This window comes from Mariprofundus micogutta, assembly GCF_001895085.1.
Lineage (GTDB): Bacteria > Pseudomonadota > Zetaproteobacteria > Mariprofundales > Mariprofundaceae > Mariprofundus > Mariprofundus micogutta.
The window spans coordinates 46231-69989 of the sequence record NZ_BDFD01000007.1 but is presented as its reverse complement, the minus strand read 5'-3'; the positions used below and the strand labels follow the sequence as shown (position 1 = coordinate 69989).

The following is a 23759-nucleotide window of genomic DNA, read 5'->3' as shown; positions in this document are numbered from 1 at the left end:
GGCCTGTTATAATTCAGACGGATTGCAGATAGAGCAGGTACAAATAACCGGCAAAGCCGGAGACAAGCAGACCACCTTCAAAGCGGTTGATGACGCCACCCTCCTTGCGCAGTCCGAAGGAGACAACAAACAGCGCAATGGTAAAGCCCAGCATGATGGGAAAATCGCGCATCAAGGCATCCTGAGCGAATGCGCCCGGATGAATCAGTGCAGGCATGGCAAGTACGGCCAGCAGATTGAACATATTGGATCCGATGACATTACCGATTGCCAGATCCGCTTCATCTTTCAATGCCCCGGCAATGGATGCCACCAGTTCCGGCAGGCTCGTGCCAATGGCGACAATGGTCAGGCCTATGATCAGATCGCTGACACCGAAATATTGGGCAATTTCAACCGCACCCCAAACTACCATGCGTGAACTGATAATGAGCAGGACAAGGCCTACGATAAACCACATCACCGACTGCCCCATAGTCATGGCCTCCGGCAGTGATTCGGTGAACTCCTCAACCAGCGGGTCATGCCTGTCTTTCAGGCCAATGCTGGTAATCCAGATGAGCAGTAGAATCAGACTGATTGCCAGAATGATGCCATCCATAAAATTCAGCTCGCCATCGGACATCAGGGCAAAGGCAAGGAAGGTGATCATAAACAATACCGGCATTTCACGGCGTAATGTCATGGATTTTACAGCGAGCGGAATGATCAGGGCCGTGATGCCCAGTACCAGGGCGATGTTGGCGATATTGGAGCCGATCACATTGCCGATGCCGAGGTTTCTGTTGCCATCCAGTGCAGCCATGGCTGCGACAATCATTTCAGGTAGGCTGGTGCCGAGGCTTACAATGGTCAGGCCGATCACCAGAGGTGGCACGCGCAGGTTTCTGGCTACTGAAGCGGCCCCGTCTACGAAACGGTCAGCACCCCATACCAATAAAGCGACACCAACGATAACTGCGGCGATTGCCAGTAACATAGTCGATTTTCTCCCTGTCCTGTTTCAAGATATATCTTATCCCTTTATGGCCTGCACTGCACTCACATGATGCGCATTGCCGGGGTTAGCCAGCCCCTATCTATCGGGTTAACACGTCAGTGTCTTTAATGCTTCAAGGTATTTTTCAGAGGTTTTATTTTTAATCTCATCCGGGATCATCGGACCCGGGGCCGTTTTGTCCCAGTCCAGTGTTTCCAGCCAGTCACGTACAATCTGCTTGTCAAAGCTCGGCGGGCTCATGCCCGGTTTATATTCGGACACTGGCCAGAAACGGGATGAGTCCGGTGTCAGAACCTCATCGATCAGTGCCAGATTGCCATGCTGATCAAGACCGAATTCGAACTTCGTATCGGCAATGATAATGCCTTTTTCAAGCGCAAAGATGGCTGCTTCTTTATACAGTTGCAGGCTGATATCGCGCACCTGTGTGGCCAGATCCTGGCCGATAATCCCGCACATGCTTTCAAAGTCGATGTTTTCATCATGATCGCCAACCGCAGCTTTGGTGGAAGGGGTAAAGATGGGTTCAGGTAGCTGGTCGGCCAGAATCAGTCCCTCAGGCAGCTCAATGCCGCAAACCGAACCCTGTTTCTGGTACTCTTTCCAGCCGGAACCAATCAGGTAACCACGCACAATGGCTTCAATCGGCAGGGGCTTCAGACGTTTTACCACAATGGCATGGTTTTTCACGCGCTCACGTTCTTCGGCATCGGGAATCGCCTGTTCAAGACTCATATCGGAAACATGATTGGGCACAATGTGTGACAGTTTGTTGAACCAGAAGTCTGATACGGCATTAAGCACGTGGCCCTTGCCCGGGATCGGGGTAGGCATAATCACATCGAAAGCTGACAGACGATCAGTTGTGACAATAAGGAGATGATTGTCATCAATCTCATACATATCACGCACTTTGCCGCTGTGCAGCAGTTTCAGGCTTTTAATATCGGCATTTAACAAGGCATCCATTGGGCACTCCGAAAAGAGATGATAATTTGTGCAAGCGGCGAAAATTGCCTGAAGCCAGCGTTTCTCTCAAGTGATATCTGCGTTGCCGCTTCTGGATTGTCATGTTCAGGCCTGCTTTATCGTCAATAATGACCGATGCTTAGCCCCTTCATGTCTGACGGATTGGATGTGGTTCGTTGATGGGTGAAAGGGATTAATTATGAGAGGGTTTCTTAAAAGATTCACTCGGCTATTATATAAAACTGTGTTTCTCCACGATTAGCATGAAACTTGCTTATAGGAGCAGACATGGATGTGAATGGGCTGCAATGAACGGCAGCAACTAACAAACAAGGAAAGAATATATGCATTTGGACCCTATGATGATGAACATCACGATTGTCCTGTCGCTGGCTCTGGCAATCGCTTACCTCGCTGTGCGCTTGGGGCTACCCATTGTCGTCGCCTATATTCTGACCGGCATTATGATGGGGCCGTCTGTTCTGGGTATTATTGATGACCAGCAAACGGTTACCCGTGTCGGCGAAATTGGCGTGGTGATGCTGCTTTTCTTTGTTGGTATGGAAGTGTCCATTCCCAAGTTGATGGAGCGCTGGCGCATTGCAGTGATTGGCACTGCGGTACAGATCGCAGTCAGTGTCGGGGCCTGCGTTGCATTGGTGTGGGCTTTTGAGATGCCGGTCAGTCTGGGCATTTTGTTCGGTTTTGTGATTTCCCTGTCCAGCACAGCCGTGGTGTTAAAAGAGCTACAGGATTCCGGAGAGATGGAAGAGCCCTTTGGGCAGAACGCGATAGGTGTTCTGCTGGTGCAGGACATGGCGATTGTGCCGATGATGATTGTACTGAGTTTGATGGGGGATGCTGAAATGCATGCCTCCGATCTGATCAAACAGATCGTGGGCGGGATTGGCATTCTGATTCTTGTGGTTTATCTGATGAAGACTGGTGTGTTACATATCCCTGCTTTTCTCAAGGGTAGTTTGGAGAAACGTGTGCTGCTGGGGCTGCTGTTATGTCTGGGTGCAGCTACGTTCACTTCCTGGCTGGGCCTTTCGCCGGGTCTGGGAGCATTTCTGGCTGGTATGGTTCTGGCATCGAGTGATCAGTCGGACTGGGTGCATGAGCATCTGGAATCGGTATACGTGATCTTTGTTATGATCTTTTTCCTTTCTGTTGGCATGATGGTGAATGTCGATTATCTACAGCAGCATCTGTGGCTGGTTATTGGCGCAACCATGCTGGTGTTCCTGTTTAACTCAGGTGTGAATGTGTTTGTGATGCGGGCTTTGGGAGAGGATTGGGAGCAGGCCCTGATTACCGGTGGTTTACTCAGCCAGATCGGAGAGTTCTCTTTCCTGCTGGCGGCAGTGGGTGCATTTGCAGGTATTCTTTCAGATGACTTGCATGAGTTAACTGTGATCGTGATTGCCATGACACTTCTGTTTAGTCCGATATGGATGATGATGACCAAACGCATAGCCAGACGCGATGGTGTGTTGCCAGGTCATGAATAGGGAGGCTGGATGCGTTTGTTGCATACTATGATTCGCGTTGCAGATCTGAACCGTTCCATTGATTTCTATACTCAGGTACTGGGTATGCAGCTGCTGCGCCGCAAGGATTATCCGGAGGGTAAGTTCACGCTCGCTTTTGTCGGTTACGGTGATGAGGCCGATTCGACAGTGGTTGAGCTGACCCACAATTGGGAAACGGGCAGCTATGATATAGGCAATGGTTTTGGCCACCTGGCAATTGGTGTGGATGATATATATAAAGTATGTGATGAGATTCGCGGCTCCGGGTGTGATATCGTTCGTCAACCGGGGCCGATGAAACATGGCAGTACAGTCATCGCCTTTGTAAAAGATCCTGATGGTTATGCGATTGAGCTGATAGAGGGCCGGTAAGGGCATTTCAGCAGCTCTTGGCCATACGAATTCAGATGAAATTTGCCGACATGAAGAAAAACTGCGTATTAGTGCTTGATTAACTGGCATGAGGACGCTAGAAATCGCGCCCCTTTAACGGGCCTGACTTTTTGGCTCATTGAAGTATGGTTTAATTATTAGACGGAGAGATGACGTGAAAGCAGACATTCATCCAGAATATCTCGCATCCAAGGTAACTTGTTCTTGCGGAAACACATTTGAGACGCGTTCAACCAAAGGCGATATCCACGTGGAAATCTGTTCTTCTTGTCACCCGTTTTACACAGGCAAGCAGAAAGTCATGGATACAGAAGGCCGTGTTGAGCGCTTCTATAAGAAATACGGCAAGCCTGCGAAAGCTGCGTAAGGCTCGGAGATTTATATGTACGCTGTAATCAAAACTGGTGGTAAACAGTATCGAGTTCAGGAAGGTGATGTCCTGCGCGTTGAGAAACTGGATGCTGAGACCGGCAAAGAAATTAAATTTGACGATGTTCTGATGGTTGGCGAAGGCGATTCCATCAAAGCTGGTGCTGATGCTGCTAAAGCATCTGTAACCGGCGTAGTAACTGAGTCTGGCCGTGGACAGAAGATTGTTGTCTTCAAGAAGCGTCGCCGTAAAAACTATCGTTTGACCCAGGGTCATCGCCAGAGCTTCACCTCTGTGCGTATCGAAAAGATCAAGGAGTAAACCAATGGCACATAAAAAAGCTGGTGGTTCGAGTCGTAACGGACGCGATTCCAATTCCAAACGCCTAGGCGTGAAAAAATATGGCGGCGAAGCTGTCATCGCTGGTAATATCATTGTACGTCAGCGCGGTACTAAAATCCGCCCGGGTGACAACGTAGGCTGTGGTCGCGACTACACCCTGTTCGCACTCACTGATGGCAAAGTTGAATATTACAAGAGTGCCGGTCGTACAACTGTTCGCATTACTGAATAACAGTTGAGACTCGAGTCAGAATCATGGGGGTGCGCTTGTCGCACCCCTTTTTTGTTTGTGCAAACAGACTCAGGCTTTCAGCCGGAAAGAATAGATGGTGTAATACAGCATGCGTTTTATTGATGAAGTAAAAATTGAAGTCCGTGCAGGAAATGGTGGCGGCGGTTGCACATCCTTCCGGCGAGAGAAATATATTCCCAAGGGTGGTCCGGATGGTGGCGATGGCGGCCGTGGCGGGCACGTCATTTTTGAGGCATCAAGGGACAAAAACACCCTGCAGGAACTCTATTTGCGCAAGCGTCTGATTGCCAAAAATGGTGAGTCCGGCAAAGGCTCGGATTGCCATGGAAAAAATGGTGAAGATATCATCATTCAGGTACCGATCGGTACGATTGTGAAAGATGAAGATGGCCACACCCTGGTAGACATGTCGGTTGAGGGTGGACGCTATTATGTTGCACGTGGCGGTGAAGGCGGCATGGGTAATGCACGTTTTGCCACCAGTACCAACCGTGCGCCACGTTATTCTCAGCCAGGCATTGAAGGCGAGCAGGGCATACGTTTTCTAGAGTTGAAACTGATGGCCGATGTTGGTCTGGTTGGCTTGCCCAATGCCGGGAAATCCACACTGCTTTCACATATTTCCAATGCGCGTCCTAAGATCGCCGATTACCCGTTTACCACCATCAAACCGATGTTGGGTCAGGTGTTTATGGATGATGGCGATGGCTTTGTTGTGGCAGATATTCCGGGTCTGATTGAAGGTGCTCACGAAGGGCGGGGGCTTGGACACCGTTTTCTCAAACATATTGAGCGCACCGCTGTCTTGCTGCATCTGGTTGATGCAGCTTGTGAAGATGGCAAGCCGGTACCGGAACAGATCGAAGAGATTAACGGCGAACTCGAAGGTTATGGTGACACGTTGCTTGAAAAGCCGCGTGTGCTGGTGTTCAATAAATCTGATGCGCTGCTCGATGAAGAGCGCGAAGCGATTGAAGAGGCGATAGCCGGCACAGCGTTCAAGGTATTCTTTATTTCAGCAGTTACAGGTGAAGGTATCAAACCGTTGTTATGGGATATCTATGATCAGGTGCTGAAAATGCGCAAAAAAGCAGCCGCGGCTGCAAGACAGGATGATACTGAAGAGAGGTCTTTCGGAGACTAACGATGATTCGGTCCAGAACTGATTTGAGCCGCGCAAAGCGGGTAGTGGTAAAAATCGGCAGCTCTTTGCTGGCTGATGAGAGTGCGGGTATCTGCCAGGATGTGATTGATCGTCTGGTGGATGAGATGGCCGGTTTCATGGCTGAAGGGCTGGAAGTGGTGGTGGTTACTTCCGGTTCTGTGGCACTGGGTCGTGTTGATCAGGGGTGGCTGGACCGCGAGTTGTCTGTGCACGAGAAACAGGCCGCTGCAGCTATCGGTCAGCCCAAGTTGATGAGTGCTTATGCCGATGCATTTGCCCGCCATGATCGCAGTGTCGCCCAGATGTTGCTGACCAAGGATGATCTGCGTCACCGCCGCCGCTACCTCAATGCCAGCAATACCAGCGAAACCCTGTTTTCTGCCGGTGTGGTTCCTATCGTCAATGAGAATGACACGGTTGTGGTGGCTGAGATTAAATTTGGTGATAACGACTCACTTGGCGCGCTGGTCAGTCTGGTTGTTGATGCTGATCTGCTGGTTATGCTGACGGATGTGGAAGGTCTATTTGACAAAAACCCGGCCAGGCATAGCGATGCAAGCCGGATTGGCATTATTGAACATATCAACGAAGCACACATCGCTATGGCCGGAGATGCCGGATCTTCATTTGGCACTGGCGGCATGGCAAGCAAACTGATGGCAGCACGTGTAGCGACCAAAAGCGGTGTTGCAGCAGCAATTATCAGTGGCAGTAAAGTCGGAGCATTGCGCAAGCTTCTGGCCGGCCAGGACGAGGGTACGCTGTTTTTATGCGGTATAGACCGACAGACAAAACGTAAGCACTGGATTACTGAAGTATTGCATCCTGCGGGTGAGATTCGTGTGGATGCTGGTGCTGCGAAAGCTCTGCTGAAGCAGGGCAGCAGTCTTCTGCCGGTAGGTGTGATTGCAGTTGATGGCGTGTTCGATAAGGGTGATTGTATCGAGATTGTCGGGCCGAATGGCATCATTGCGCGCGGCTTGTGCAATTATACTGCTGAAGAAATGCGCCGCATTATGGGCCATGCCAGTGGAGATATTGAATCGATACTTGGTTTTCACGATTTCACTTCGGTGATTCATCGCGATAACCTTGTACTGACTTCAGATAATTAGTCAGAGCGCGGAGAGATAAGATGGAAACAGATGCAGTAACGATTATGAAGGCGCTTGGAGAGCATGCGAAGGATGCGGCCAAAGCGATGCGTATGGCAGATACTCAAGCCAAGAATGAGGCCTTGGTTCTTGCTGCAGCAGTGATTCGCAGAGAGAGCAGCGAGATTATTTCAGCCAATGCTCTGGATATGAAAGCCGCTGATGAGAATGGTCTGGATGATGCGATGAAAGATCGCTTGCTGCTCAATGCTGATCGCATTGAAGCAATGGCTGAAGGACTTGAGCAGATTGCTGTTCTGCCTGATCCGGTCGGGGCGATAGATCATTTGCGTTACCGTCCGTCCGGCATTCAGGTCGGACATATGCGTGTGCCACTCGGCGTGATTGGTATTATTTATGAGTCGCGTCCGAATGTGACTGCTGATGCGGCCGGTCTCTGCCTGAAATCCGGCAATGCTGCAATTCTGCGAGGTGGTTCTGAAGCGATTCACTCCAATCGGGCTGTCGCAGCATGCCTGCGTCGTGCGCTGGTGGATTCCGGCTTGCCACAGAATGCTGTACAGCTGGTGGATTCAACTGATCGTGCGCTGGTTGGTGCGCTACTGAAAAGTGAGCACTACGTTGATGTAATCATTCCGCGTGGGGGTAAATCGCTGATTGAACGCGTGTCTGCGGAATCACGCGTGCCGGTGATCAAACATCTCGATGGTATCTGTCACGTGTATATCGATGCCTCAGCAAAGGCGGCTATGGCACTGAATATTGCCGTGAATGCCAAAACGCATCGCTATGGCGTTTGCAATGCCATGGAAACACTGCTGATTCATCAGGATGTAAATGCTGATGTGTGCTCAGCCATTATTCAGGCGATGATCGATAAAGGTGTTGAGGTGCGTGGTTGTGAAAAAACACGCATGCTTTGTGAAGACTTGGATGTAAAAGTAGCGACGGATGAAGACTGGGCAACGGAATATCTGTCGCCAGTTCTATCGGTGCGTATTGTGGAGAGTCTGGATACGGCAGTTGAGCATATTGCACAATTCGGATCCGGCCACACCGAAAGCATCGTCACGGAAGATTATGAGGCAGGTCAGCGTTTCTTGCGGGAAGTGGATTCATCATCTGTGATGTGGAATGCCAGCACTCGTTTTGCCGATGGGTTTGAATATGGCCTGGGTGCCGAGATCGGCATTTCTACAGATCGCCTGCATGTGCGTGGTCCGGTCGGCCTGGAAGGGCTGACAACCCAGAAATGGATTGTGCTGGGTAGTGGCCAGATTCGTCAGTGATTCATGAATTGACCACAGAGGGTGCAGAGGACTCAGGGATTCAGTATGGACTCTCTTTAGCTTCTGCATCGCCTGTGGTGAGTCGGTGACCGGATTTGAAACAGATCGGACTATTCGGCGGCTCATTTGATCCACCGCATTTAGGCCATCTGGCTCTGGTTCAGGCCGGGCTGGATTCGGGGCTGGATGAGGTTTGGGTGATTCCGGCATACCCTGTTCACCGAGAGCTTTCAGGCCTTGCTGATGGTGGCGTGCGTTTGATGTGGTTAGAGAAGATTTTTGCGGGTCATAGTCGCGTGAAAGTGCTCGATTGGGAAGTCAGTCAGCAGCAGCCAACCCCGGCAGTAGATACATTGCGCCGGTTCAGTGCAGAGTATCCGGGTATTACACCATGGCTGATGCTGGGCGCGGATGCCTGGGCAGGATTTGAATCCTGGCGTGAATACCCTGCTCACCGGCTATTGTGTAATGTTGCAGTCTTTGCCCGGCAGGGTATAGATAAACAGGCAGTGCTCAGTCATAGCGGCTGGCAGAAAATGGATCCGGAACAGCTGTCTGAATGTGATAAACCGGGACATTGGTGTTTTGTAGAGCTTGAACTGCCGGATATTTCGGCAACATTGATACGTGAGTATGCAGCGCAGGGCAGATCGCTGGCCGACCTGGTTCCGGCGGCGGTTTGCGCAGATATTGAAAAAAACTATACAGTCATGAAGGAGAATATGTGACACAGGTAGTCGTAAGAAACGAAAATTTTGAAAAAATCACGGATGAGATCATTGAGGCGCTGGAAGATAAGAAGGCGCAGGATGTACTGGTCATTGATGTGCGTGGACGCTGTGATTTTACAGACCGCTTTATCATTGCCAGCGGCCGCTCTGACAGGCAGCTGAAAGCATTGTCGCAATCGGTATCTGAAGTAGCTCATCGCTATGATCTGGTGGCAAAAGTTGAAGGGCTTGAAGCCATGGAATGGCTTATTGTTGATTTGGGAGATGTTGTTGTGCACCTGTTCCTGCCGGAGGCTCGAGAAAGCTTTCAGCTCGAAAGGCTATGGAGTGCTCCCCGGGCATCAGAAGATTAAGGGCCTGATTTGAAACTACGCTTACTGGTTGTCGGGCGTGGCTCAAAAGAGCTGGCCGATTTTGAAGCCCGATTTATCGAGCGGCTCAAGCCATTCGCGCAATGTTCGGTGATTGAATTGCCGGAGGGACGCGGCAAGCAGGTTTCCCAACGTAAACAGGAAGAGGCCAAGACTATTTTCAAGCAGGCGGTAAAAGGCTTTGTCATATTTGATGAGCGTGGCTCTTTGCATGATAGCAAGAAATGGGCGGCATATATCGAACGAATGCCGGCTGATGCACAGCTCGATTTTGTCATCGGTGGGGCAGACGGGCTGCATGATGATGTGCGTGCTGCAGCTGCAGCCTGCTGGAGCCTGTCAAAGCTCACACTGCCACATCAGCTGGTTCGTGCTGTGGTTCTGGAACAGTTTTACCGTGCATTCACCATTATTCAGGGTCACCCGTACCACCGCGTATGAAAGCCCTGTTTCGCATTCTGAGTGTTTTTCTCATGCTCGCGTGGATACCATGCACGGCAGATCTCGCGGCCGCGGCTGGTCTTTCGACTGAGCAGAAAATCGAACGCATTAAACAGGAACGAAAAAAGCTGGCGAAAGTGAAGCGAAAGCTGGAAAACCAGCTGGGAAGTGTCGGCAAAGAAATGCGTACACTTGATGCGGCTCTCATCAAAGCCCGCAAATCCAGTCGCGCAGCACGAGACAAAGTGCGGGCGACGGATAAAAAGCTGGCCGGTTTAAAACATAAGTCCAAACAGCTGCAGAAGCGCATTGTTGAGTTGAAGCAGGCGATGTTGAATCAGGCTGTGGCGGCATGGAAACGCAGCTCGCGAACTTCTGAATGGATGGGGCTCTTTACCGGCGTATCAGTTAGTGACATTCCGCACAGGCGGTATCTGCTCAATGGCGTGATGTCTTCCCAGGCAGATGATCGGCGCCTGTACACAGAATCGATAGCTGAACTTGCGACTGTTAAAGCAGAGTTGCAACAACAGCGCGTCGCCCTTGATAAGCTTCGCATAGAGAAGAAAAAAGCAGCCTTCGAACTCTCCAAACGTGTTGATGATAAACGCAAGGTACTCAATCGTGTGCGCAAAGAGATGTCTGCCAAAAAGAGCAAAGACAAACATCTGGCACGAGAAGAGAAGGCCCTGCTGCGACTGCTCGATGGCATGAGTCAGGAACTGTTGAGCATGGATAAGCAGGACGGACTTGTGAAAAAGGTGCGTAAACGTAAAGGCAGACTTGCATGGCCATTGCCGGGGCGGATCGTGGCCAGTTTCCACTCGCGTCCGAAATCCACCATGCCGCGCTTGCAGGGCGTACAACTCAAGCCCAAAAGCAGAGTGAAAGCAGTCAAGGCTATGGCATCAGGACAGGTGCGCTATGCAGACTGGTTTGGTGGTTATGGTCTGATGACCATCGTTGATTATGGAGAAGGTGTGCTGGGCGTTTATGCGCATAATGATGTGTTGTATAAACAGCTTGGAGACTGGGTTGAAGAAGGTGAAATGATTGCTGATGCCGGCAGTACAGGCTGGGTGAACAAAGTAACGGTTTACTTTGAAATTCGGGACCGTGGCAAAGCGGTGAACCCAAAACGCTGGTGTAGGCGTTAACAGGCTGGCATCCTGCATGCTGAAAATCGAAAAGCTACAGCATGCTTGTGCGGTCAAATAATTTTTTGAGCAGTGTAGTCCGCTGTATGTTCAGTTTTTAAATGGAGAAATTATGTCTTTGAAGTTACGTCGAGCGCTATTGGCCATAGCTGCAGTCGCAGTGCTTACAGCAGGTGTGCTGGTCTGGCAGCCGGGGAACGGCTACAGGCAGGCGAATGCCGCGACCGATTATCAGCAGCTACAGAAGTTTTCACATGTGATGGACATCGTCAGGCGTGCCTATGTTGAAAAAGTGAGTGATGAGAAGCTGATTGAAGGTGCCTTGTCAGGCATGCTCTCAAGTCTTGATCCGCATTCGACCTATCTGAATAAAGAGATGTACAAGCAGATGACAGTAGATACTAAAGGCGAGTTTGGTGGTCTGGGTATAGAAATTTCAGCGGCAGAAGGTGGTATTCGCATTGTTTCTCCTATCGAAGATACACCTGCTGATCGGGCCGGTGTAAAAGCCGGTGATCTGATTATTAAAATTGATGATCAGCTGGCCCGCGATATCTCTTTGGCAGAAGGGGTGAAGTTGATGCGCGGCAAACCGGGCACAAGTATTGTGCTGACTATTTTCCGTGAAGGCGAAAATCAGCCGCTGGAAGTGAAAATTGTTCGGGCGATCATTAAAGTAAAATCTGTGAAAAGTGACATATTGGCACCGGGATACGCCTACCTGCGTGTGACCCAGTTTCAGGAGCGTACTGGCAAGCTGTTAAAGGGTCAGATTAGTGATTTGAAGAAACGTTCAGGTGGCTCGCTTGCGGGTGCTGTGCTTGATCTGCGAAATAATCCCGGCGGCTTGTTGAATCAGGCTGTTGAGGTCTCAGATCTGTTTCTTGAAAAGGGTAACATTGTCAGCACCAAGTCGCGGGCAGGCAAAAGTCTGACATTTGACGCACGTGCGGGTGATGCGCTCAGTGGCCTGCCTCTGATTGTGTTGATTAATAATGGTTCTGCATCGGCATCTGAAATTGTAGCCGGAGCATTGCAGGATCATCACCGCGCAGTACTGCTTGGTACCAAGAGTTTTGGTAAAGGTTCTGTGCAGTCAGTGATTCCGCTTCAGGGCGGTACCGCCATTAAAGTGACTACGGCGCTGTATTATACACCTAGCGGACGTTCAATTCAGGCCACTGGCATTGACCCTGACATTCAGGTTGAACAGGTGATCAACAAACCTGCGGAACAGGCGAAGAGTAAAATCCCATCGGTTTCAGAACGGGATCTGAAAGGCCACCTATCCAATGGCAATAAAAAGACCAGGCTGAAAAAGGCCAAAAAGGTCGAAATAAAGGGTGCTGGTGCCAGTGCGGCCATGCAGGAGCGTTTGCAGATGGATACCCAGCTGCAGCGTGCTCTGGATCTTCTGCGAGGCTTGCATGCCCTTCACGCGGGGTGATTAACTCCGGTCTGTTGAGGGCTGTTCATGTCGCGTAAAAGGAAGCTGCCTTTGTGGCTGGTTATCTTATTGTCGCTGCTGCTTGCAGTATTGCTGGCCGTGTTTGTCCTGGGGCCCGGCAATGAGAGCAGAAAAGATGTCCAACATATTGCGATACCCGATGAACAGGAACCTGTTGCAGAAGAGATTGAGAAAGTCATCGCGGAAGACCAAACATCGATAGAACCTCAGTCGTTGCAGCTTGTGCCACCTGCCGAGCGAGGTATTGCCCTGATTCTTGATGATGTTGGTTATGATGTGCCAGCGTTGAAGCGAATGTTGAGGCTGTCGGTTCCCGTAGCCATATCAGTGATTCCGGATGCTCCTTATGCCGGTAAATCAGCTGAACTGGCACATGAGGCAGGCCAGGTGGTCATGCTGCATCTGCCGATGGAACCGAGCACACAGAAATACCGTGACAGGATGAGCGCCGCATTTCTGCATGAGAAGATGAGCCGGGATGCACTGCGTCAGACATTTCTCAACGACCTGGCTATGGTCCCGCATGTTGAAGGTGTAAACAATCATATGGGGTCGCACCTAACCCAGTTTGAGGAGCCGATGCGTGGTGTTATGCAATTGTGCCATGAGCGGGGGCTGTTTTTTGTAGATTCAAAAACCAGTTCGAAAAGCGTTGCTGCGAAAATAGCGGAAGAGGTTGGTATATCCTGGGCCTCGAGGCAGATTTTTCTCGATCATGATATTAATGAGCAGGCAATGCTGGGGGCATGGCAGCGGGCACGCCGCTGTGTGGAGAAAAATATGCGTTGTGTGGTGATTGCGCATCCACATGCTGAAACCGTAAATTTTCTGGAAAAACATTTGAGCCCTGATGATGCGAGTAATATGGTCTCGGTAAAACGTGTGCTTGCTCCTGCGCTTACAGCACAGCGGCAGCTCAAGCAGTCTGAAGCCAGTAAGGAAAAACTGTAGCCATGGCCGCACTGCGTAAATATCTGCTGGCAGGCATCGTTGCGCTAACACCGATTCTGGTCACGGTGGCATTAATTGACTGGCTGATCGGAATTTCAGATCAGGCCGTGGCGCTGTTGCCAAAGCAGTATCAACCCGAAGTACTGCTTGGCATCAATGTTCCGGGCCTGGGTATCATTCTCGCACTGCTTGCCATCATCGTGATTGGTGCGGTAACCACCCATTTTATCGGCAACTGGGTGATTCGACTGATTGATCGTATCATGGGCCGCATTCCACTGGTTCGAACTGTATACAATGCCACAAGGCAGCTGCTGGAATCCATATTCAGTGATCATGCTGCCGCATTTAGGGATGTTGTGATGGTGCCATTCCCCAATCCTGAGAGCATGGTCATTGGCTTTGTCACTGGAGAGGGGCCTATGCCGGTGCAGGGAGACGATGAGTCCCGCTTGTCTGTGTTTATTCCATCCACGCCGATTCCGACCACTGGCTGGTTGCTATTTGTTAAAGCATCGGATGTACAATTTCTGGATATGAGTGTTGAGGAAGGCATGAAGCTGGTGCTTTCCGGTGGCATGCTGCCCGCGAGTACTGGAGGTAAAGATGAATAGTGAATCAAAGCTGAGGTCTTGTTCCTTTTTTCAGGGCCGCTACGATAGTTCCATGCTAAGAAATATATTATGCCTGTTATTCATTATGAGTTTCTCCACAGCTGTTGCACATGCCAACAGTCAGGCCAACTCGCTTGCTGCTGCAGAAACCCTGATTGCCAAGGGTGATGATCAGGGAGCAATCGCAGCCTTGAGCAAGGTGGTCAAAAACAGTCCCGATGATTATCAGGCCTGGTTTGTACTCGGTGTGACACAGGCCAGGAGCCGTCAGTTTGATGATGCGATCAGCTCTTTTCATCAGGTGATAAAATTACAGCCGGAACTCGCCGAACCACATAATAATCTGGCCGTTATTTATAATGAAAAGGGAGAGTTGCGTGCGGCCATTAAAGAGCTGGAAGCATCGCTAGAATTGAATCCGTCCTATGTGACAGCGCATGAAAATATTGGTGATCTGTATGTGAAACTTGCAGCTGAGTCCTATAAAAAAGCGCTGGCAGGCAATGATAATGCGGCTTTGAGCCAGCGCTATGAGAGATTGTTGAATATCCGCAGTAGCGAAACGCCTGCGCGTGCAACAGCCAGTCAGGGTCAGCCAGCCATGCCTGCAGCAGATAAGAAGCCAGCGAGGATGGAAATCGATGCCAGTGCCACTGCAGCGGAAACCGGAAGTTATGCCTCAAGCTCTGATCGCTTAAGTCAGAAACGGGAAGCCCTGGCTGCCGTTGAGAACTGGCGTGCGGCATGGAGTGCGAGAGATACCGAAGCTTATTTTGCCGCCTATGATGAAAGTTTTGGCCCCGGTGCCCGCTTCAAGAGCCGTAAATCCTGGAAGAAATACAAAACGGGTGCGATAAGGAATAAGAAGTTCATTACAGTTGAGCTGGAAAACATCGTGGTATCAGCGCAGTCGAACGGAAATATGAAAGTTACCATGATGCAGCATTTCAGATCCAACAGTTATAAAAGTGATGATCTCAAAGAGTTGATTCTGACACCTGCAGGTGCCGGTTGGAAAATTATTCATGAAAAAGCCCTGTAACATCATGCGCGCATCTTTTGTCGTTCTGCTCCTGCTGCTTATGTCAGCGCAGGCCTTTGCCGATGAGCAGATGAACTATGTTTCGCAGGTATTGAAAGATGGCAACCATGAGGTAGTGCGCAGTATGCACGCACAGGAGCGCACGATTTTGCGTGCAACAGCGGCATTGAAATCTGACCGGCCGGGACAGGCTCTGGCCCTGCTGGCATCGGCTAAGGAACAGGACCCTCTGGTCGCATTGTTGCAGGCAGAAGCGCACCGGATTCAGGCAGTCGATGCCATGAAACAGGCCGGATCATATAGTGATGATACGAACAAGCAGGGGCAGCTGCTTGCCTCAGCCGATCTTGGTTTGGGCGAGGCCAATGCCAGACTCTATTCATTCATTGATAAGCTGAATCAGGATGCGGGAGATCCGGTGGACATTCTTCTGCCCGGTACAGGTGTCGCCAACGTATTCATGTTTGATAAGGCGCGTAATCGCATGTTTCTTTATGAATCCGATGGCAATGGCGGCTTGAGAAAGATCGCCGATGAATATGTGGTGACCGGTTCGGAGCAGGGCGACAAGAAGGTGCAGGGCGATGGTAAAACACCCAATGGTATTTACCGCTTTATCAGCAAGCTGGATGGCCATGAACTGGCTCCGCGTTACGGTCCGGTAGCATTTCCGATCGATTATCCCAATGAGCTGGATCAGCTGCATAACAAGACCGGCAATGGCATCTGGTTACATGGTTATCCGCTCGATGTATTGCGTCGTCCCCCGCAGGATACGCGAGGTTGTTTCTCTATCTCGAATAATCGTCTGGTTGAGGTGGCGAATCATGTGAAGTTGAAGCGCAGTTGGGTGATCGTCGGTGAAAATTTTGAATTTGATCAGCAGGATAAAAAGCGTGCACTGCTTGAATCCGTACGTAAAGCGATTGAAACGTGGCGCTCGGACTGGACCTCATTGAACAGCACATCATACCTGTCTCATTATCATGCTAAATTCCGTTCAGGTGAGCGTGATCTGGCAGCATGGAAGCATTACAAACGCCGCGTGAATGCCAATAAATCTTTCATAGAAGTCAGGTTTGATAATATGACAGTGATGCATGATCCGAATCGCTGGTCAGAGGGTGAAATGGTAGTGGCTGAATTTGATCAACAATATCGATCCAGCAACTATGCCGATCAGGGGCGTAAGCGCCTGTATCTGGCACGAGATTCTGAAAGCCAGCCATGGAAAATTCTTCTTGAAGAGACATTGAACCAGTGAGTGAAAAAAAAGAAGTAAGCAACATCGAAGGTTTTTCATCGCGCCGTTTTCAGAAGCTGACCGAAGAAAATCGTGAATTGAAAGCCTATGTGGCTGAGGTGATGCAGCGTCTTCGCCAGAATGAACGTCTGTTCTCTCGCATGTTCGAGCTCGAATCCCAGGTGCTCAAATCAACCGATCCGGAAGATCTCTGCTTTACGCTGTTGCGGGGTCTGCGTTCCGGCTTTGAACTTGATTTTGTACGTTTCTGGCTGGATCGCTCCAGCTTCATGGGCGGACATAAACTCGATGCGCTTTCTGAACGGGATCTGGTTTGGGTAGAGAAAGGTGAGATCAAGCAGATGGGGCTGTCGCGCAAGCGTGCATGGCTGGTTCAGCTATCTGCTGAATCGTCATTTGAATGGCTTGATGCACAGGATCAGCATCTGGGATCTATTGCTCTGCTGACATTGGGTGATCTGGATAAACCTTTCGGTGTGCTCGGTGTCGGTTCAGTAGACCGGGATCGTTTCGCACCTGATCAGAGCAGTGATTTTCTTCAGCATCTGTCACAGGTCGTTGGTATGACCCTGGAACATGCGGTTGCGCGTGAACATCTGGCCAGGCTTTCCGTCACGGACACTTTAACCGGCAGTCACAATCGTCGTTTTCTGCAGCCGCACAGTCATCAGCCTTTGTCGCAGTGGTTTGGTAAAACCAAAGTTGCTTGCCTGTATGCCGATGTGGATCAGTTCAAGTTGCTGAATGACAGGCTGGGCCATGAAGCAGGGGATGAGATACTGGCTGCAGTCAGTAAAGCATTGCGCGCACATGTGCGTTCCAATGATCCCCTGATTCGTATGGGTGGAGATGAGTTTGTTCTGCTCTTGCCCGGCTGTTCCGAAGAGAAGGCAAGAGAGATTGCGGAACAGACAGTGCAGGCAGTTGCCGGTGAAGAGCTGAAAGATGGAGAAAAAACCAGTATCAGCGTCGGTGTGGCATTCTCAGCAGTCGATAAAGATATGGCAGTCAAAGCATTGATTGCGGTGGCCGATCAGGCGATGTATGTCGCCAAGGCACTGGGTGGCAATCGTTTTGAGATTGCCGAATCAGATTCCGGCAGTGGAGATGAAAGCTGATCCCTGCCTCAAAGAGGCCGTAACATCCTTCCTGCATGAGTTGGCCGATGTGCGCTTGGCAAGCAAACATACTGTAAGTGCATATCGCCGTGATCTTTCCCGTTTTACCGAACATTGTGGTGAGGAACGTGTCCTGAAGACAATCACCCGCATGCAGGTTCAGGACTGGCTGGTGCATTGCCACGCATCCGGCCTTGCTGCCTCTACACTGGCTCGTCGTTTGTCTGCAGTGTCCAGTTTCTTCGATGCGGCAGTGCATGCAGGCTGGTGCGAAACCAATGTCGCAGCAGGTGTGCGTCCTCCCAAGCAGCCAAAACGGTTGCCGCGAACCCTGCCGCCTGAACAGACGCAGGCTTTGATGCACCAAACGGACCGGGCCAGTGATTGTCGGGACCTTGCTTTGCTTGCAGTTATGTATGGTTGCGGGCTGCGTGTATCGGAAGTGGTTGGCCTGAATCTTCATGATATCGATATGCATCAGTTTGAATTGCGTGTGTTTGGTAAGGGGCGAAAGGAACGCATCGTGCCGCTACCACAGGGGGCTATTCAATATTTACAGGCTTATCTTGCTGAACGTATTGCACCCGCAGAAGAGCAGGCTGTTTTTCTCAACAAATACAGCAAGCGATTATCTGTGCGTAGCGTGCAACGCATGCTTAAAGACCGGGCTTTGACTACCGGCGCGGATATATCTGTCACCCCGCACCGCCTGCGTCATTCTTTTGCCACCCACCTGTTGGCCGGAGGTGTAGATCTGCGCGCTATTCAGGAGCTTCTCGGTCACGCATCGCTGGCGACCACTGAACGATACACCCACCTCGACATCACTAAACTCACCGAGGTTTATGACCAGACACACCCAAGAGCTAAAAAGAGAACCGGTTGACTATCGGAAAGCTGAAAACTCTGACGATTCGTTGCTTACGTTTGAGTCGACAGATCCGGCATACATGCCGCTAAGTTTGGAATGGGAGAAAAGCTATAAAGAAAGTTGTTAGTGCTTTGACTTCATGCAGGCTAGTTTTGGACACACGCAATCCAATACACCAAACTCTTCTCTGTCTCCAAATGAAGCACACCCTATTTCGGTAGATGCTCCTTCAACTTTACAGCGACTGAATTTATTTAACATCTCTTGAATTGCCTCAGGATGAAATGGCTTTGCCAAGTACATGCATGCCAAACCTTTGTTTCGACTTGATATCGTCGGTTCTCCACTGATAACAGCAAAATTAATGTCAGGGAAACGCTCCAATACTATGCCCATCATTTCATATCCGCTCATGTTTGGCATGTGAACGTCAGTAATTACAGCAGTTGGTTTAATGTATGCGCCGGAATCAATATAATTGAGATAATCGACCGGAGATGCAAACTCCATCGTTTCACTTCCGCAATCTTGAATTATCGCAGCTAAAAATTCCCTTATATACGTATTATCTTCAATCAGGTGGAACATAATCCCCCCAGAGCATCCCTAACGTACAGAAGCCAGCGCTATCATTATACTCCTGAAGATAAATTCCTCAATACATATTATGACTGTCGGTCGGCTGTATTATTGAGAGCCTCAACTGCCTTTCTGGTTACCTTTGGCCACGACTGGACAAAACAGTGGTAATGGGTCAACAGTCATCGCGTAAATATTTCGTTAGTTGTTGGACTCTGTGTAGAGCATATTGAGAAGTTCCACATTGGCTTCAGGCATGGGGAGCTCGAGCAGGTTATCAAGCGTGAGCCAAGCATGTTCGGATTCGCAGGCTAGCGAATCGAGTTTATCACAGGAACAGGTAAAGAGCAGGAAGCTTAGCTTGCGATCCGGGTATTCAAAGTCGTGCATGCCGAGCAGTTTCCAGTCGGAACCGGTCAGTCCGGTCTCTTCCATTAGTTCGCGCTTGGCAGCTGATTTCGGGGTTTCACCGCTTTCAATCTTGCCGCCGGGGAAAGACCACAGGCCACCGCAATGTTGGTTGGAATCCCTTTTCAAAAGCAGCACATTCCCTTTGTCATCAAAGGGGGCAATCAGTGCAATGGTACGTGTGCGCATTAGTACATTCCGCCATGGATGGCGGTCAAATCCGCAGGAACTTGTGAGCAGAAGCAAGTCCGCGCACTTGTTTCTGCGCTAATGAGCAAAAGATAAGACAAAAAGGTAGGATATCCGTTTGGACGGCGAATAGCCGCCCGCAAGGCGAAGGCCATGGATGGCCTGAGGCAATGCCTTTTGCGGTTTAAGCAAAATCAGGTCCGATACTCTGCATTGATGGTGATGTATTCATGCGTCAGATCACCTGTCCAGATGGTGGCAGATGCCTCTCCCATACCCAGATTCAGTGTGATAGAAAATTCAGGCTGGGCAAAGACAAGCATGCCTGCTTCATCAGAATAATCCGGATGAAGGCTGCCATCTTCCATCATCACAACATCATCACAGCACAGGGAAATTTTATCGGGATCAAAGTTTATGCCTGCATTGCCGGCAGCAGCAACAATACGCCCCCAGTTGGCATCAGAACCGGCAAAGGCGGTTTTTACCAGCGGGGAGATGGCAATCGTACGTCCGACATGGCGTGCCTCTTCTTCAGATGCGGCGCCTTCAATGTTGATCGTTACAAATTTGCTCACGCCTTCTCCATCGCGCACGATCATCTGGGCAAGCTCGATGCATAGTTCAGTTAATGCGGCTTCAAAAGCGTCCGTATCTGCCAGTTGCCCATGACCCAAAGCCAAGCCGCTGGAGAGCAGATAAACGGTATCATTGGTGGAGGTGTCGCCATCCACGGAGATAGAGTTGAAGGATTTGCCGATAGCCCGTTTCAATATGGGCTGCAGCTGTTTTTGAGAAAGTGGTGCATCGGTAGCAATGAACCCGAGCATGGTAGCCATATTCGGATGAATCATGCCGCTGCCTTTACAGATACCCGTAATCGTGAAATCGCCAACACGTTTGGAGCCCCACTTGGCATAGGTATCAGTGGTGCGAATCGCATGTGCAGCTTCCTGCCAGCCTGACGCACAGGCGGAGGCCTCACCGATGCCTTCAACAATACGTTCAATGGGGAAGGGTGTGCCGATAACGCCGGTTGAAGCGGAAAGTACGCTATTGCTGTTGATGCCGAGGGAATCAGCAGCAGTCGCAATCATCATTTGTGCCCATTCTTCTTCACGGATACCGGTTCCGGCATTGGCATTGCCACTATTGGCTACGATGGCTCGAATGTTTGAACCATTGTCAGTGATGGCTTGTTCCCCGAGATCAACACAGGCTGCACGCAGGCGATTCTGCGTGAACGTGCCTGCGGCATGGCAGTTTACATCGGCAGCAATGATAGTGAGATCGGTACGTTTACCCTTTAAGTCCGCAGACTTTACACCGCAGGATGCTGTGCCGACTTTGAAACCGGGAACATCCAGCGCAGGTAACAGCTCAGGCTGGTTTACAGGCATTAAGCGTGTTTACCGTGACACTGTTTGTATTTTTTGCCTGAACCACATGGGCATGGTTCATTGCGGCCAACTTTCGGGTGTTCACGTTTGTAGGTGTGCGACTCTTCTTCCGGCGCGTCATCGCCATGACTATAGTTTACAGGACCAACATCTTGTTGTTCAGCTGTCTGTTCTACAATCGGAGCTTCCTGCTCGACCTGCACACGATGAAGGGCGGTCATGGTCTCTTCACGTACCTTGTCGAGCATGCCTTCAAACAGCTCAAATGATTCACGTTTATATTCTTGAATCGGCTGTTTCTGCGCATAACCGCGCAGGCCAACACTCTGGCGCAGGTGATCCATCGCCAGTAGATGTTCTTTCCAGTGGTGATCGAGAATCTGCAGTACGAGATATTTCTCGAAGCCGCGCATCTGTTCAGCCCCGGTGATTTCTTCCTTGGCCGCCATGTGTGCCTTCAGGCACTCAGCCAGTTTGATGGTCATATCACCGGCAGTTTCCACCTCATCACTTTCCAGCCAGGATTTCGGGTCGGATTCGACAGAAAGACGCTCTTTCAACGCTTCCTGCAGTTCGTCCAGGCGCCATTCTTCAATGTGACCATCAAGGAACTCGTCTTCCAGGCGGCCTGCATAATCAGCCTGCATATCTTCGATGACATCATGCACATCATCCACTTGCAGCAGTTCGCGGCGCTGGGAGTAGGTCACATCACGCTGCTGATTCATCACATCGTCATATTCCAGCAGGTTTTTACGTACATCAAAGTTACGCCCTTCAACTTTCTTCTGAGAATTCTCAATCGCTTTGGTTACCCATGGGTGTTCAATCGCTTCACCCTTTTCAAAGCCCATCTTGGTCAGCATGGACTGCATCTTTTCGCCACCGAAGATGCGCATCAGATCATCTTCAAGCGACAGGTAGAAGCGGGTTGTACCCGGGTCACCCTGACGGCCGGAACGACCACGCAGCTGATTATCGATACGGCGTGACTCATGGCGTTCGGTGCCTAGAATATGCAGTCCACCGAGTTCTACTACTTCGATATGTTCAGCAGCACATGCAGTGCGGATCTCTTCAGCTTTGGCTTCACGGTCAGCTTCGGAGAGTTTGGCCGGAAGTTGGGCAATCAGCATGTCCGGGTTACCACCGAGCATGATATCGGTACCACGACCGGCCATATTGGTAGCGATGGTGACTGCACCCTTTCGGCCTGCCTGTGAAACGATCTCCGCTTCGCGCTCATGATGTTTGGCATTGAGAACTTCATGTTTGATGCCTTTCTTCTTCAGCATCTCGGAAAGCAGTTCAGACTTGTCAATAGAGGTGGTGCCAACCAGCAGCGGTGCGCCCTCTTGATGTACAACTTCGATATCACTCACAATGGCTTCAAATTTATCTGCTGCATCGCGGTAGATAACATCGGCGACATCGTTACGGATCATATCCCTGTTGGTTGGTACGATCACAACTTCCAGTTTGTAGATTTTCTGGAACTCTTCGGCTTCGGTATCGGCTGTACCGGTCATACCTGCCAGTTTGTCATACATGCGGAAGAAGTTCTGGAAGGTGATTGAGGCCAGTGTCTGGTTTTCAGGCTGAACCGTTACGCCTTCTTTGGCTTCCAGTGCCTGATGCAGACCATCGGAATAACGGCGACCCGGCATCATGCGGCCGGTAAACTCATCAATGATGATTACTTCATCATTACGAACGATATAATCACTTTCACGCGCAAACAGCGTGTTGGCACGCAGTGCCTGAGTCGCAGCATGCATCAGATTAACATTTTCAGGGTCATACAGGCTGCCGTTGGTCAGCAGACCTGCATCACGGAATAGTTTTTCTACGTTATCGTTACCGGTTTCGGTGTAGGAGACAGCACGATCCTTCTCATCCTTCTCATAATCCGATTCAGCAAGTTGCTTGATCAGGCCATCTGCCTGTACATATAACTCGGTGGCCTGTTCGGCAGGGCCGGAAATGATCAACGGCGTGCGGGATTCATCAATCAGGATTGAATCCACCTCATCGACGATGGCAAAGTGGTGACCGCGCTGGACAAGTTCATCGGATGAGAAGGCCATATTATCGCGCAGATAATCAAAACCGAATTCATTGTTGGTGCCGTAAGTGATATCGCTGGCATATGCATCGCGACGTTCATCATTGGTGATGCCATGCACGATCACGCCGGTGGAGAGGCCGAGGAAACCGTATAGTTTGCCCATTTGTTCAGCATCACGACTGGCCAGGTAATCATTGACGGTGACAACATGCGAGCCTTTGCCTGACAGCGCATTGAGGTAGACGGCCAGGGTTGCAGTCAGGGTTTTACCTTCACCTGTTTTCATTTCGGCAATTTTACCCTGATGCAGGATGATGCCGCCGATGATCTGAGCATCGAAATGACGCATGCCAAGTACACGGTGTGATGCTTCGCGTACGACAGCAAAGGCTTCAGGCAGCAGTTCATCGGTTGTCGCCCCATCACTCAGGCGTTGGCGGAACTCAACAGTTTTAGCGGCCAGTTCTTCATCAGAAAGGTCCTGCACATCGGCTTCCAGTGCGGAGACCTGCTTGGCGATGGGCCATAGTTCTTTGAGAAGGCGATCATTTCGGCTACCGAACAGCTTGGTGAGGATGTTTAACATGATGGTGGCTCCACTAGGGTATTCTGAAAATCAAACGGTCTGACTTTCTATTTTTGGCATTTATGCCGTT

The 23759-nt window shown here is 50.3% G+C and carries 25 protein-coding genes; 19 read left to right on the top strand and 6 right to left on the bottom strand.

Annotated features, from left to right (window positions below; translation table 11 throughout):
• Positions 1-13: 13 nt before the first annotated feature.
• Together MMIC_RS05355 and MMIC_RS05350 are read right to left on the bottom strand one after the other, a co-directional pair.
• Positions 14-979, bottom strand: a complete 966-nt coding sequence (locus MMIC_RS05355) for a calcium/sodium antiporter (RefSeq protein ID WP_072659428.1) — start codon at positions 977-979, stop codon at positions 14-16.
• A gap of 108 nt (positions 980-1087) precedes the next feature.
• Positions 1088-1969, bottom strand: a complete 882-nt coding sequence (locus MMIC_RS05350; protein WP_072659427.1) for a phosphoribosylaminoimidazolesuccinocarboxamide synthase — start codon at positions 1967-1969, stop codon at positions 1088-1090.
• A gap of 344 nt (positions 1970-2313) precedes the next feature.
• On the opposite strand from MMIC_RS05350, the gene MMIC_RS05345 reads away from it, so the two are divergent.
• The 19 genes from MMIC_RS05345 (at position 2314) to MMIC_RS05255 (ending at position 18474) form a co-directional block, all read left to right on the top strand.
• Positions 2314-3483: a cation:proton antiporter domain-containing protein gene (locus MMIC_RS05345; RefSeq protein WP_072659426.1), complete on the top strand. Its 1170-nt coding sequence runs from the start codon at positions 2314-2316 to the stop codon at positions 3481-3483.
• 9 nt (positions 3484-3492) lie between these two features.
• On the top strand, positions 3493-3876 hold the full coding sequence (gloA, locus tag MMIC_RS05340) for a lactoylglutathione lyase (protein WP_072659425.1): 384 nt from the start codon (positions 3493-3495) through the stop codon (positions 3874-3876).
• Positions 3877-4051: 175 nt separating this feature from the next.
• Entirely contained in the window at positions 4052-4264 is a 213-nt protein-coding gene (rpmE, locus tag MMIC_RS05335; RefSeq protein WP_072659424.1) for a 50S ribosomal protein L31, read from the top strand.
• Between the two features lie 15 nt (positions 4265-4279).
• Complete coding sequence (gene rplU / locus MMIC_RS05330; RefSeq protein WP_072659423.1) at positions 4280-4588, top strand: 50S ribosomal protein L21; 309 nt, start codon at positions 4280-4282, stop codon at positions 4586-4588.
• 4 nt (positions 4589-4592) lie between these two features.
• The gene (gene rpmA / locus MMIC_RS05325; RefSeq protein WP_072659422.1) at positions 4593-4841 is read left to right on the top strand and encodes a 50S ribosomal protein L27; all 249 of its coding nucleotides are present in this window, start codon (positions 4593-4595) and stop codon (positions 4839-4841) included.
• Between the two features lie 109 nt (positions 4842-4950).
• Positions 4951-6006, top strand: a complete 1056-nt coding sequence (gene obgE, locus MMIC_RS05320) for a GTPase ObgE (RefSeq protein WP_072659421.1) — start codon at positions 4951-4953, stop codon at positions 6004-6006.
• A gap of 2 nt (positions 6007-6008) precedes the next feature.
• Positions 6009-7142, top strand: a complete 1134-nt coding sequence (gene proB, locus MMIC_RS05315; RefSeq protein WP_072659420.1) for a glutamate 5-kinase — start codon at positions 6009-6011, stop codon at positions 7140-7142.
• Positions 7143-7162: 20 nt separating this feature from the next.
• Positions 7163-8431: a glutamate-5-semialdehyde dehydrogenase gene (locus MMIC_RS05310; protein ID WP_072659419.1), complete on the top strand. Its 1269-nt coding sequence runs from the start codon at positions 7163-7165 to the stop codon at positions 8429-8431.
• A gap of 95 nt (positions 8432-8526) precedes the next feature.
• Positions 8527-9159 carry a nicotinate (nicotinamide) nucleotide adenylyltransferase gene (gene nadD, locus MMIC_RS05305; protein WP_072659418.1) on the top strand — a complete coding sequence of 211 codons (633 nt, stop codon included), beginning with the start codon at positions 8527-8529 and terminating at the stop codon, positions 9157-9159.
• Positions 9156-9515, top strand: a complete 360-nt coding sequence (rsfS, locus tag MMIC_RS05300) for a ribosome silencing factor (protein WP_072659417.1) — start codon at positions 9156-9158, stop codon at positions 9513-9515. Before nadD ends, rsfS begins: the two co-directional genes overlap by 4 nt.
• Before the next feature lie 9 nt (positions 9516-9524).
• Complete coding sequence (locus MMIC_RS05295; protein WP_072659416.1) at positions 9525-9974, top strand: 23S rRNA (pseudouridine(1915)-N(3))-methyltransferase RlmH; 450 nt, start codon at positions 9525-9527, stop codon at positions 9972-9974.
• Entirely contained in the window at positions 9971-11131 is a 1161-nt protein-coding gene (locus tag MMIC_RS05290; protein ID WP_072659415.1) for a murein hydrolase activator EnvC family protein, read from the top strand. Before MMIC_RS05295 ends, MMIC_RS05290 begins: the two co-directional genes overlap by 4 nt.
• A 112-nt stretch (positions 11132-11243) precedes the next feature.
• The gene (locus tag MMIC_RS05285; RefSeq protein WP_072659414.1) at positions 11244-12578 is read left to right on the top strand and encodes a S41 family peptidase; all 1335 of its coding nucleotides are present in this window, start codon (positions 11244-11246) and stop codon (positions 12576-12578) included.
• A 27-nt stretch (positions 12579-12605) separates the two neighbouring features.
• Positions 12606-13550 carry a divergent polysaccharide deacetylase family protein gene (locus MMIC_RS05280; protein WP_227819375.1) on the top strand — a complete coding sequence of 315 codons (945 nt, stop codon included), beginning with the start codon at positions 12606-12608 and terminating at the stop codon, positions 13548-13550.
• Positions 13551-13552: 2 nt separating this feature from the next.
• Positions 13553-14164 carry a DUF502 domain-containing protein gene (locus tag MMIC_RS05275; protein ID WP_072659413.1) on the top strand — a complete coding sequence of 204 codons (612 nt, stop codon included), beginning with the start codon at positions 13553-13555 and terminating at the stop codon, positions 14162-14164.
• 85 nt (positions 14165-14249) lie between these two features.
• Positions 14250-15206 carry a tetratricopeptide repeat protein gene (locus tag MMIC_RS05270; RefSeq protein ID WP_171966463.1) on the top strand — a complete coding sequence of 319 codons (957 nt, stop codon included), beginning with the start codon at positions 14250-14252 and terminating at the stop codon, positions 15204-15206.
• Complete coding sequence (locus MMIC_RS05265; protein WP_072659412.1) at positions 15190-16470, top strand: L,D-transpeptidase family protein; 1281 nt, start codon at positions 15190-15192, stop codon at positions 16468-16470. The genes MMIC_RS05270 and MMIC_RS05265 overlap by 17 nt, the downstream gene beginning before the upstream one ends.
• Entirely contained in the window at positions 16467-17588 is a 1122-nt protein-coding gene (locus MMIC_RS05260; protein WP_072659411.1) for a DUF484 family protein, read from the top strand. The genes MMIC_RS05265 and MMIC_RS05260 overlap by 4 nt, the downstream gene beginning before the upstream one ends.
• Entirely contained in the window at positions 17578-18474 is an 897-nt protein-coding gene (locus MMIC_RS05255) for a tyrosine recombinase XerC (RefSeq protein WP_072659410.1), read from the top strand. Before MMIC_RS05260 ends, MMIC_RS05255 begins: the two co-directional genes overlap by 11 nt.
• 108 nt (positions 18475-18582) lie before the next feature.
• Here MMIC_RS05255 and MMIC_RS05250 read toward each other — a convergent pair whose 3' ends face one another.
• The 4 genes from MMIC_RS05250 to secA all read right to left on the bottom strand — a co-directional run bounded on the left by MMIC_RS05250 (position 18583) and on the right by secA (position 23689).
• Positions 18583-19047, bottom strand: coding sequence for a response regulator (locus tag MMIC_RS05250; protein ID WP_072659409.1), 465 nt, complete (start codon positions 19045-19047; stop codon positions 18583-18585).
• A 192-nt stretch (positions 19048-19239) separates the two neighbouring features.
• Complete coding sequence (locus tag MMIC_RS05245) at positions 19240-19635, bottom strand: NUDIX domain-containing protein (RefSeq protein ID WP_072659408.1); 396 nt, start codon at positions 19633-19635, stop codon at positions 19240-19242.
• A 194-nt stretch (positions 19636-19829) separates the two neighbouring features.
• The gene (gene argJ / locus MMIC_RS05240) at positions 19830-21035 is read right to left on the bottom strand and encodes a bifunctional glutamate N-acetyltransferase/amino-acid acetyltransferase ArgJ (protein ID WP_072659407.1); all 1206 of its coding nucleotides are present in this window, start codon (positions 21033-21035) and stop codon (positions 19830-19832) included.
• On the bottom strand, positions 21035-23689 hold the full coding sequence (gene secA, locus MMIC_RS05235; protein WP_072659406.1) for a preprotein translocase subunit SecA: 2655 nt from the start codon (positions 23687-23689) through the stop codon (positions 21035-21037). Before secA ends, argJ begins: the two co-directional genes overlap by 1 nt.
• Between the last annotated feature and the right edge of the window lie 70 nt (positions 23690-23759).